Origin of the sequence: uncultured Lutibacter sp. (assembly GCF_937891065.1) — a bacterium.
GTDB lineage: Bacteria > Bacteroidota > Bacteroidia > Flavobacteriales > Flavobacteriaceae > Lutibacter.
The window spans coordinates 1-11064 of the sequence record NZ_CALAEQ010000171.1; the positions used below are offsets into that span (position 1 = coordinate 1).

An 11064-nucleotide genomic window follows, 5' to 3' on the forward strand; every position below is an offset into this window, starting at 1 on the left:
CAAACCTACTAAATTTTAAAAATTTAGAGGTCTTATTTTTCTCAAAAATAAACGCAAAATTTTGGATTTAATGCAAAATTAAGGGCATAAATCTTATAAAAACAATCATTATTTTAAATAAACTTTAAAACTATAAGTCCAAGTGGCGGTAAATTTAATTCTGTAGAATATTTTTTGCCATTCCAAGGTTGTTTTTTAATGCTTATTTTATTTAAATTTAGAACTCCGCTCCCACCATATTTTGAGTGGTCACTATTAAATATTTCCGTTAATTTTCCATTTTTAGGAATACCAATTTTGTAGTTTTCTAAAGTTGTTGGCGTAAAATTACAGACAACTATTACATCATCCTTTGAATCTTTTCCTTTTCTAATATATGAAATTACTGAATTTTCATTATCATCATAACTAATCCACTCAAATCCTTCATTACTAAATCCTTTTTCATATAAAGCAGGTGTAGTTTTATACAATAAATTTAACTCTGAAAAATAATTTAGCGTGTTTTTATGAGGTTCAAATTCTAATAAATTCCAATCTAAACTACTTTCAAAATCCCACTCATCATATTGGCCAAACTCACCACCCATAAATAATAATTTTGTACCAGGATGTGTAAACATATAGCCATATAGCAATCTTAAATTTGCAAAACGTTGCCATTCGTCTCCCGGCATACGTCCTAAAATTGATTTTTTACCATAAACCACTTCATCATGTGAAAGTGGCAACATAAAATTTTCAGAAAAAACATAAGCCAAACTAAATGTTATATCATTTTGGTGGTGTTTTCTATAAATTGAATCTTTCCCAAAGTACTCTAAAGTATCGTGCATCCATCCCATCATCCATTTCATACCAAAACCTAAACCTCCTTCAAATGTTGGTTTAGAAACTTTTGGAAATGCTGTTGATTCTTCTGCAATTGTTTGAACATCAGGAAAAGACTTATATACTTCAATATTTAATTCTTTCAAAAAAGAAACAACATCAAGGTTTTCATTACCTCCAAATTCATTTGGATCCCACTCACCTTCTTCACGTGAATAATCTAAAAACAGCATAGAGGCAACTGCATCAACACGCAGTGCATCAGCATGATACAAATCTAACCAGAAAATAGCATTACTAATTAAAAATGAGCGAACTTCATTTCTTCCATAATTAAAAATTAAACTTTTCCAATCTGGATGATATCCTTTTTTTCTATCAGGATGTTCGTATAAATGTGTTCCATCAAAAAGACCTAATCCATGTGCATCTTCAGGAAAATGAGAAGGTACCCAATCTAAAATAAGACCAATATCATTTTGATGTAATTTATCAACTAAGTATTTAAACTCATCAGGATAACCGAAACGAGAAGTTGGTGCAAAATAACCTGTAAGTTGGTAACCCCAAGATGGATCATAAGGATATTCCATAATAGGCATAAACTCTACATGAGTAAAGTTCATTTTTTTTACATAATTCACCAAATCATCCGCTAATTCTACATAGGATAAAAAACGATTTTCTTCAATATTCTTTTTCCAAGATCCAAGATGAACTTCATAAACTGAGTAAGGAGCATCAATTGCATTATTTTTAATACGTTTTTTCATCCATTTGGAATCTTTCCAAGCATAGGAATCTTCCCAAACCACTGAAGCTGTTTTTGGTGGATGCTCACAGCGTCTTGCATAAGGATCTGCTTTTTCTGTTTTTATATTATTATTACTACTTTGTATTTTGTATTTATAAACAGTTCCTTTTCCAATAAGTGGAATAAATCCTTCCCAAATACCGCTTTCATCCCAACGCACATTAAGTTGGTGCTCACCTTCTAACCAAAAATTAAAATCACCAATAACTGAAACTGCTTTTGCACTTGGAGCCCAAACAGCAAAATAAGTACCTTCTACTCCATCAACTGTAGTAATATGGGAACCAAATTTTTCGTAAAGTCTATAATGTTTTCCTGATTTAAAAAGATTGATATCAAAGTCTGAAAACAGACTAAAAACTTTTACTTGTGCCATATATTTTTTAATGATTTATAATGTTTGAAATCCCTTTTAAAGGAATTAATGCCCAACGCGGACGAGAATTAAGTTCGTAACCTAATTCGTACACTGCTTTTTCTAATAAACAGTATTCTAAAATAAACATACGTTCCTGATGATATCCAATATTTAAATTAGCATCCTGAACTTCAGCAACATAAGTACCTAAAAATACTCCTGTAAAATAGTTGTACAATAACTCTGCTGCTTTAAAAAGTGTTTCTTGAGAACCTAAAAATTCTGTTGAATTATTAAAAATTGTTGCATAAATAGCATAATGAAATGACCTAAACAAACCAGCTACATCTTTAAGCGGTGGTTGTTTTACTTTTCTATCTCTAATGGTACTTTCTGGTTCACCTTCAAAGTCTAAGATATAAAAATCGTCATCTTTAACTAATATTTGACCTAAATGATAATCTCCGTGAACTCTAATTCTTTCTCCTTTAAGCTTTGTCCAATCAAATTTTACAAATCTTTTTCTTATCTTATTTTTTTTATCTAAAAACTCTTTTGCTAATTCTAATGCTAAACCATCTAATTTATGCAAATTATTTTCTATCGTATTTAATCTATTTTGAAATTGATACAATAACCTGTTTTTTAACCAAACTGTATAATCACCATTAAAACGTGTTGGTGTAAATGCTGTATCTTCAAACTCTGAACCTAGTGTTATATGCATCTCGGCAGTTCTTTTTGCTAAAGTTTGAATCTTTAAAAATAAATTCAATCCTACCCAATCAATAATTTGTGGCGGTACATCATTTATACCTAATCTTAAAAATAGTTCTGTTGTTGGTAAAGAATCTACATCAATACGTTTATGTTCTAAATTTAAAAATACAGTATGAAGTTCTTTCAACATATATTCCCACGCATCACCTTGATTTGGAACCATTTCTTGCATTAAAGCAATGGTTATATGTGAGTTTTCTGAATCAACAATATTTATACTACCTAAAAATTTTGGTGTGTTTTTAAAATCCTTCTTCTCTGACAAAAATCGACTCATTTCATAATCAGGATTTTTATCTACATAAATTCTTCTGAAAAATTTTAAAACATACTTTTCATTAAAAACAATTGAAGTATTGCTTTGCTCTAAACCCATAAATCTCGAAGATTCATAGTTTACATTGTTTAATAACAAGCTTTTATGATATTGAACTTTGGTTTCATTACCATTTTGACCAATTAAAATTTGTTCAAACATTAATCTCCGAAAAGCTTCTAAATTAATGGCATCAATAATAAAACCTTCCTGTCCCTTTATACTTATAGGAAGAATTCTATCTTTTTTTGCAAAATTTTCATCAGAAACAAACGCAATTGGTAAAAAATAATGTTGGTAAAAAGCTTCAACAAAATTAATTTCCAAGATCAAGCCATAATAAACTTCATCTCCTTGCTTCATTTTAAAGTATTCGGAAAGTTCTATATATTTAAGTTTACTTGCTTTTCCTCCATACCAACGTTGCTTTACTATATAATCTTCTAAAATATCAGAAAGAAAGACTTTTATAAACTCTTCACTGTCAAGTAAATCTTCCCATTTATCATTAAAATTATAAGGAGATTGTAAAATATTTTTAGCTAGTTGTTTAGACATATTATTTTTTTAATCTAAATATATGAAATGGTAATGAAGGGTGTAACTCAACAAAGTTCCAAGCTGCATTCCAATGATAATTATTTCCTGTAATTAAATCAAGTACTTCTACTTGGTGACCCTCTGAGATACCTAATTCTGAGAATGGCAATTGAACCGTACCTTGCTGTGAATTATTATGATCTAAACTAATAACAATTAATAACTCATTTGTTTTAGAATCGTTCCATTTATAAAAAGCAATTAAATTTTCATTTTCAACAGCACAAAATTTTATGTTATTTGTTTGCTGAAGTGCTTCCTGTTCTTGACGAATTTTATTAATTCTTGATATAACAGTGGTTAATTTATTTTCTTTGAACCAATCATAATGACAAATCTGAAATTTTTCTGAATTCAAATATTCTTCTTTTCCAAGAAGTGCATCACTTATCATATATTCAAAAACAGGTCCATAAATTCCAATATTTGAACTTAAAGTTGCTGCAAGAACATAACGCTGCATGTATTTTGATTCGTTAGCACCTTGAAGATGAAATGGATTAATATCTGGTGTATTTGGCCAGAAATTTGGTCTAAAGTATTCCTTTTGATTAGTTTGTGTCAATTCATTCATATACTCAATTAATTCATGTTTTTTCTCTCTCCAGGTAAAATATGAATACGATTGTGTGTAACCTTGTTTTGCTAATTGCTGCATTACTTTTGGTCTTGTAAATGCTTCTGCTAAAAATAAAACATCAGGATGTTTTTGTTTTATTTCATTTATAATCCAATTCCAAAAATAATATGGTTTTGTATGTGGGTTGTCTACTCTAAAAATTGTAATTCCACAATCTATCCAATAAAATAACGTATCTAAGCATTCATTCCAAAGGTTTTTAAAATCTTCACTTTCCCAATAAATTGGTAAAATATCTTGATATTTTTTTGGTGGATTTTCAGCATATTGAACTGTTCCATCAGGCCTCCATTTAAACCAGCTTGGATGTTCTTTCACCCAAGGATGATCTGGTGCTGCCTGTAAAGCATAATCCATTGCAATTTCAATACCTTCCTCTTTTGCTTTTGCAATTAAAGATTTAAAATCTTCTACAGACCCTAATTGTGAATGAATATCTTTATGACCTCCTAATTTTGAACCAATTCCCCAAGTAGAACCAACATCACCTTCTTTAGCCTCAGTTGTATTGTTTTTTCCTTTTCTATTAACCTCTCCTATTGGATGAATAGGTGGAAAATATAAAGTGTCAAAACCCATCTTAGCAACCTTAGGAAGCAATCTTTCACAATCTTTAAAAGTTCCATGAACTCCTTCTTGTTCTGAAGCAGAACGTGGAAAAAACTCATACCAAGTACTAAATTGTGCTTTTAATCTATCAACATAAACTTTATATATTTTAGATGAATTTGCTAAAAGTTTTTTAGGGTACTTGGTGAAAATATTATGCAATTTATTACTTTGAGCTTCTAAAACAGCTTCTTCATACATTTTGGCATTTGAAAATAATTTTTCCAAATGTTTTAAATATTCCTTTTCCTCTTTTGAGGCTACTTTTAAAATGTCATTTATGTATTCAATACCTTCTAGTAATTCGGAATTCACATGTTGATTGTCCTCAATTTTACGAGTTATTCCATGTTGCCAGTTTAAAGCATAATCTACCCATCCTTCAACTTTATATTCACAAAAACCTTGTTTTTTAACTATAAATGCACCAATCCATTCGTCATTATTAATGTGTTGCATTCTAACTTCACTCCATTTTTTATCTTTTTCATATTTATATAAAATAGAGGCTGCAATAATATCATGTCCATCTGAAAGCACATGTGAATTAACTGTAACAATTTGATTTACAACCCTTTTTATAAAAAAATCACCATTATTAATTTGAGGTGAAACATAATCAATAACTACTCTTTTTTGATTTTGCATTTTCTACAATTGATTTTTATGTTTTTATTGTTGAATAAAAATACAGTCATGAAATCATTAAATAACTGCATTAAGCATTTTTATATTATAAATCCGTTTTGAATAATTGCTCCCTTTTTAATTACAACTATACCATCTCTAACAGCGTATTCATCAGTTTCTGAATCTTTTAAATGTTTACCTCCATTTATTTTTACATCATCACCAATACTGCAATTTTTATCTAAAATTGCATTTTTGATAAAACATCGTGAACCAATTCCCATAGAAACTATATTTTTATCAATAATTTCTTCTAAAGGTTGATAAAAATCACTTCCCATCATATAGGTATTAATAACTATAGATTCAGAATCTATTCGAGATCTAATCCCTATCACAGAATGTTCAATTTTAGCTGCATTTATTATACAGCCATCAGCAATCACTGTTTTATCTAAAGCCGTTCCAGAAACTTTGGTTGTTGGCAACATTCTAGCATGCGTATAAATACGTTTTGTTTTACTGTATAAATTAAACTTTGGAAAATCATCTGTTAAAGCCAAATTAGCTTCAAAAAAAGATTCGATATTCCCAATATCAGTCCAATAATCTTCAAATTGATGACTTATAATTTTATGTTTACCAATTGCTTGAGGTATAATTTCTTTACCAAAATCATTAGTTTCTGGATCATTCATTAATTCAACTAATAACTCTCTGTTAAATATATAAATACCCATAGAGGCTAAATAATTTCTTCCTTCATCTTTCATTTGTTGGCTAACTTCTGAAGTCCAATCAGGCAATAATTCAGCTGCTGGTTTTTCAATAAAAGAAGTAATATCATTCTCAGCATTAGTTTTTAAAATTCCAAATGAAGTAGCATCTTTCCCATTTACAGGAATAGTTGCTATTGATATTTTAGCATTACTTTTTATATGTTTCTGAAGCATTTCATCATAATCCATTTGATACAATTGATCACCAGATAAAATTAATGCATAATCAAATTCATGTCTTAAAAAATGATGCATACTTTGACGAACAGCATCAGCAGTTCCTTGAAACCATTTGCTATTTCCTGGAGTTTGTTCAGCAGCTAGAACATCCACAAATGCTGAACTGAAAAAACTAAAATGATAAGTATCTTTAATATGTCTGTTTAATGAAGCTGAATTAAATTGGGTTAAAACAAACATTCTTTTTATATTTGAATTAATGCAATTTGAAATTGGAATATCTACTAAACGGTACTTTCCAGCAATTGGAACCGCTGGTTTAGAGCGAGTTTCTGTTAATGGGTGTAATCTTGAACCTTGTCCACCTCCTAATATTATTGCTAAAACATTACTTCCTGCCATAACTTTATTTTTTAAAATTTGTATAATTTACTTTTATATTCCTTAATTACAACATTAAATTAAAGATTTATATAATTCTTCAACTTGTTTTGCAATTGCTATCCAATCAAAATGATCTTCAACTCTTTTTCTTCCTTTTTTAGCCATACTCTCTCTTAAAGATTTGTTGCTTATTAATTTATTAATTCCATTCGCTAAATCTCTTGAAAATTTGTCGGGATTAATCGGCTCAAATGGTGCAACATCTTGTTGTTCTAAATGAACTAATATACCCGTTTCGTTATCCACTACAACTTCTTTTATTCCTCCAACAGCACTTGCCACAACAGCAGTTTCGCAAGCCATTGCTTCAATATTAATAATACCAAATGGCTCATAGATTGATGGGCAACAGAAAACATCAGCATGTGAATATAATTGAATTATTTCTTTTTTAGGTAGCATCTCAGCAATCCAAATAACATTATCTCTAGTTTTTTTCACTTCATTAACACTTTCTTCCATTTCTTTTGCAATTTCAGGAGTGTCTGGAGCACCAGCACATAAAACTATTTGTGTATCAGAATCTATATATTTTATGGCATTTACTAAATGTATAATTCCTTTTTGCTTGGTAATTCTACCAACAAAAAGTACATATGGTTTTAATGTATCAATACCACATCTTTCTAGTGTTGAAGTTTCATGAGTAACTACATACTCTTCAAGGTTTATACCATTGTATATTACCTTTATTTTATCTTCATCAACATTAAAATATTTTAACACATCTACTTTAGTTTCATTAGAAACAGCAATTAGAGCATCAGCCATTTCTATAGCAGTTTTCTCAATCCAAGAGGACGCATCATACCCGTTACCTAATTGTTCTCTTTTCCATGGTCTTAACGGCTCTAATGAATGTGTTGTTATTACCAATGGGATACCGTAACATAATTTTGCAACAATACCTGCAAAATGTGCATACCAAGTATGACAATGAACAATATCAGCATCAATTTCTTCTGCATTCATTTGAATACAAGTACTTAATGTTTGTAGAACAGATTTAAGTTTATCATTTGAATTATTAAAAACTGGATTATCAAAAGGAAAGCCTTTTACTGTTAAATTTTCGGTATTTTCTTGTTGATCTCCAAAACATCTTACATCAACATTCATTAGCTTAGCTAATTCTGCTGCTAAATACTCAACATGAACTCCTGCTCCACCATAAACATAAGGTGGAAATTCTCTTGTATAAAAAAGTACTTTCATAATTCTAAATAATAAAATTGTAAATAAAATAATTGATGATAAACTGTTTAATTATTCTTAAATTATAACAGTATCGCTGTATTAAACACTAAAATATACTAATTAATTAGATAAAAATAATAATTTAAAAAGTTACGAAAAATTAATTAGTGTAATTATATTATTTACGAAAACGTTATAATTTATACTGATAATATTAAATAAATAATAACATGCTAATATTTATGTGTTTAACAAAAAAAAGAGGAGTCTTCAAACTCCTCTTTTTAAAATTATGTTTCTCAACTTTAATTAAAGTCAATTAAGCGTTCTCCTTTTTAATTAAATTTAACGCAGAACCTTCATTAAACCAAGCAATTTGGCTGTCATTATAAGTGTGGTTTAATTTAATTGTATTAGAACTCCCATCTTTATGAGAAATTTCTAATGTTAACTGTTTACCTGGAGTAAATTCATTTAAATCTACAAAGTTAAAAGTATCATCTTCTTTAATTAAATCATAATCTGCTTCATTAGCAAATGTTAAACCTAACATTCCTTGCTTTTTCAAATTAGTTTCGTGGATACGTGCAAATGATTTTACAATTACAGCTGCAACACCTAAGTGACGTGGCTCCATTGCAGCATGCTCTCTTGAAGAGCCTTCTCCGTAATTATGATCTCCAACAACTATAGATTTTATTCCTGCTGCTTTATAAGCTCTTGCAGTATCTGGTACAGCTCCAAATTCACCTGTTAATTGATTTTTAACCTTATTTGTTTCTTTTCCAAATGCATTAACAGCTCCAATTAAACAATTGTTTGATATATTATCTAAATGTCCACGAAAACGTAACCAAGGCCCAGCCATAGAAATATGATCAGTAGTACATTTACCATCTGCTTTTATTAATAACTTAGCTCCTTTAATAGTGTTCCCAATAGGTTCAAATGGCGTTAACAATTGTAAACGTTCTGAATCTGAGCTTACAGTAACTTCAACTCCTGAACCATCTGCAATTGGTGCGTCATATCCTGCATCTTCAACAGCAAAACCTTTTGGAGGTAATTCAAAACCTGTTGGTTCTTCTAGCATCACTTCTTCACCATCTTGATTGATTAATTTATCCGTCATAGGATTAAAATCTAATCTACCAGAAATAGCAATTGCAGCAACCATTTCTGGTGAGGCTACAAAAGCATGTGTATTCGGGTTTCCATCAGCTCTTTTAGAAAAATTACGGTTAAAAGAGTGAATAATTGTATTTTTCTCTTGTTTAGAAGCTCCTTCTCTATCCCATTGACCAATACAAGGTCCACAAGCATTTGTAAATATTTTAGCGTCTAAATCCTCGAAAATTGTTAACAAACCATCGCGATCAGCTGTATATCTAACTTGTTCTGATCCTGGATTAATTCCAAATTCCGCTTTTGCTACTATATTTTTATCAACCGCCTGTTTTGCAACAGATGCTGCTCTTGATAAATCTTCATAAGACGAGTTAGTACAAGAACCTATTAATCCCCAATCAACTTTTAAAGGCCAATCATTTTTAGTGGCTTTTTCAGTCATTTCACCTACAACAGTTGCTAAATCTGGAGTAAAAGGGCCATTAATATGAGGTTTTAATTCTGATAAATTAATTTCAAGAACTTCATCAAAATATTGTTCTGGATTTGCATATACTTCATCATCACCTGTTAAATAAGGTGCAATTTTATTAGCAGCATCAGCAACTTCATCTCTACCAGTTGAACGTAAATAACGCTCTATAGACTCATCGTAACCAAAAGTTGAAGTTGTAGCTCCAATTTCAGCTCCCATATTACAAATTGTTCCTTTTCCTGTTGCCGAAATTGATTTAGCTCCTTCACCAAAATATTCAACTATACATCCTGTACCACCTTTTACTGTTAATATACCTGCTACTTTTAAAATAACATCCTTAGGGGCAGTCCAACCAGAAAGTTTTCCTGTTAATTTAATTCCAATCAATTTAGGAAATTTTAATTCCCAAGGCATTCCAGCCATAACATCAACTGCATCCGCTCCACCAACACCAATAGCTATCATACCCAATCCACCTGCATTTACAGTATGAGAATCTGTTCCAATCATCATTCCTCCAGGAAAAGCATAATTTTCTAAAACTACTTGATGAATAATTCCTGCTCCTGGTTTCCAAAAACCAATACCATATTTATTTGATACTGAAGCTAAAAAATTAAAAACTTCACTACTCGTATTTAAGGCATTTTGCAAATCTTTATCAGCTCCAATTCTTGCTTGAATTAAATGGTCACAATGCACAGTTGTTGGAACCGCTACTTTGCTTTTACCTGCCTGCATAAATTGCAATAAAGCCATTTGCGCTGTTGCATCCTGACAAGCAATGCGGTCGGGAGCAAAATCTACATAATCTTTTCCTCTTTCAAAAGCTGTTTTAGCTTTTCCATCCCAAAGATGGTTGTATAATATTTTTTCAGATAACGTTAATGGTTTACCAACTACTTTTTTAGCAGTATCAACCCTTTCAGTCATTCGGTTATAAACACCTTTAATCATTTTAATATCAAAAGCCATATCTATTTGTTTTTGTTTAATTATTTTGTTCAGCGAAGTTACAAAAAAGGATGTTCAGATTTATTTAATTCGGAATATTAAGTTCATTTTTGAATATATCAATAATAAAAATGTTATTTATTTTGAAATACATAAAAATAGCCGACGAAAACGTTATAAATATTAAGAATTTGATAAAAAAATTAAGTAGATCTATAAGCCGGATTCTGTACTTCGAAAAGTTCTCATCATTTATCTAGGCTATAAATTGCTCTATAGCTCAAGCTGCCTACCCCTTGAAATAGAGCGAGTAACTCTAAAATTTC

At 30.1% G+C, this 11064-nt stretch carries 6 protein-coding genes; all 6 read right to left on the reverse strand.

Features of this window, described 5'->3' with window-relative positions; all coding sequences use genetic code 11:
• Positions 1-113: 113 nt before the first annotated feature.
• Positions 114-2021, reverse strand: a complete 1908-nt coding sequence (gene glgB / locus Q0352_RS09515; RefSeq protein WP_299527041.1) for a 1,4-alpha-glucan branching protein GlgB — start codon at positions 2019-2021, stop codon at positions 114-116.
• 7 nt (positions 2022-2028) lie between these two features.
• Positions 2029-3657: a trehalose synthase gene (locus Q0352_RS09520; protein WP_299527043.1), complete on the reverse strand. Its 1629-nt coding sequence runs from the start codon at positions 3655-3657 to the stop codon at positions 2029-2031.
• A 1-nt stretch (position 3658) separates the two neighbouring features.
• Positions 3659-5596: an alpha-1,4-glucan--maltose-1-phosphate maltosyltransferase gene (locus Q0352_RS09525; RefSeq protein WP_299527045.1), complete on the reverse strand. Its 1938-nt coding sequence runs from the start codon at positions 5594-5596 to the stop codon at positions 3659-3661.
• Between the two features lie 80 nt (positions 5597-5676).
• Entirely contained in the window at positions 5677-6939 is a 1263-nt protein-coding gene (locus tag Q0352_RS09530; protein WP_299527047.1) for a glucose-1-phosphate adenylyltransferase, read from the reverse strand.
• Positions 6940-6993: 54 nt separating this feature from the next.
• Positions 6994-8196: a glycogen synthase gene (glgA, locus tag Q0352_RS09535; protein ID WP_299527049.1), complete on the reverse strand. Its 1203-nt coding sequence runs from the start codon at positions 8194-8196 to the stop codon at positions 6994-6996.
• Between the two features lie 301 nt (positions 8197-8497).
• Positions 8498-10759 carry an aconitate hydratase gene (locus Q0352_RS09540; RefSeq protein WP_299527051.1) on the reverse strand — a complete coding sequence of 754 codons (2262 nt, stop codon included), beginning with the start codon at positions 10757-10759 and terminating at the stop codon, positions 8498-8500.
• Between the last annotated feature and the right edge of the window lie 305 nt (positions 10760-11064).

Excerpts from the sequence above, each read along its gene's own strand:
- glgB (WP_299527041.1), bottom strand. The coding sequence starts at position 2,021 with ATGGCACAAGTAAAAGTTTTTAGTCTGTTTTCAGACTTTGATATCAAT.
- Q0352_RS09520 (WP_299527043.1), bottom strand. The coding sequence starts at position 3,657 with ATGTCTAAACAACTAGCTAAAAATATTTTACAATCTCCTTATAATTTT.
- Q0352_RS09525 (WP_299527045.1), bottom strand. The coding sequence starts at position 5,596 with ATGCAAAATCAAAAAAGAGTAGTTATTGATTATGTTTCACCTCAAATT.
- Q0352_RS09530 (WP_299527047.1), bottom strand. The coding sequence starts at position 6,939 with ATGGCAGGAAGTAATGTTTTAGCAATAATATTAGGAGGTGGACAAGGT.
- glgA (WP_299527049.1), bottom strand. The coding sequence starts at position 8,196 with ATGAAAGTACTTTTTTATACAAGAGAATTTCCACCTTATGTTTATGGT.
- Q0352_RS09540 (WP_299527051.1), bottom strand. The coding sequence starts at position 10,759 with ATGGCTTTTGATATTAAAATGATTAAAGGTGTTTATAACCGAATGACT.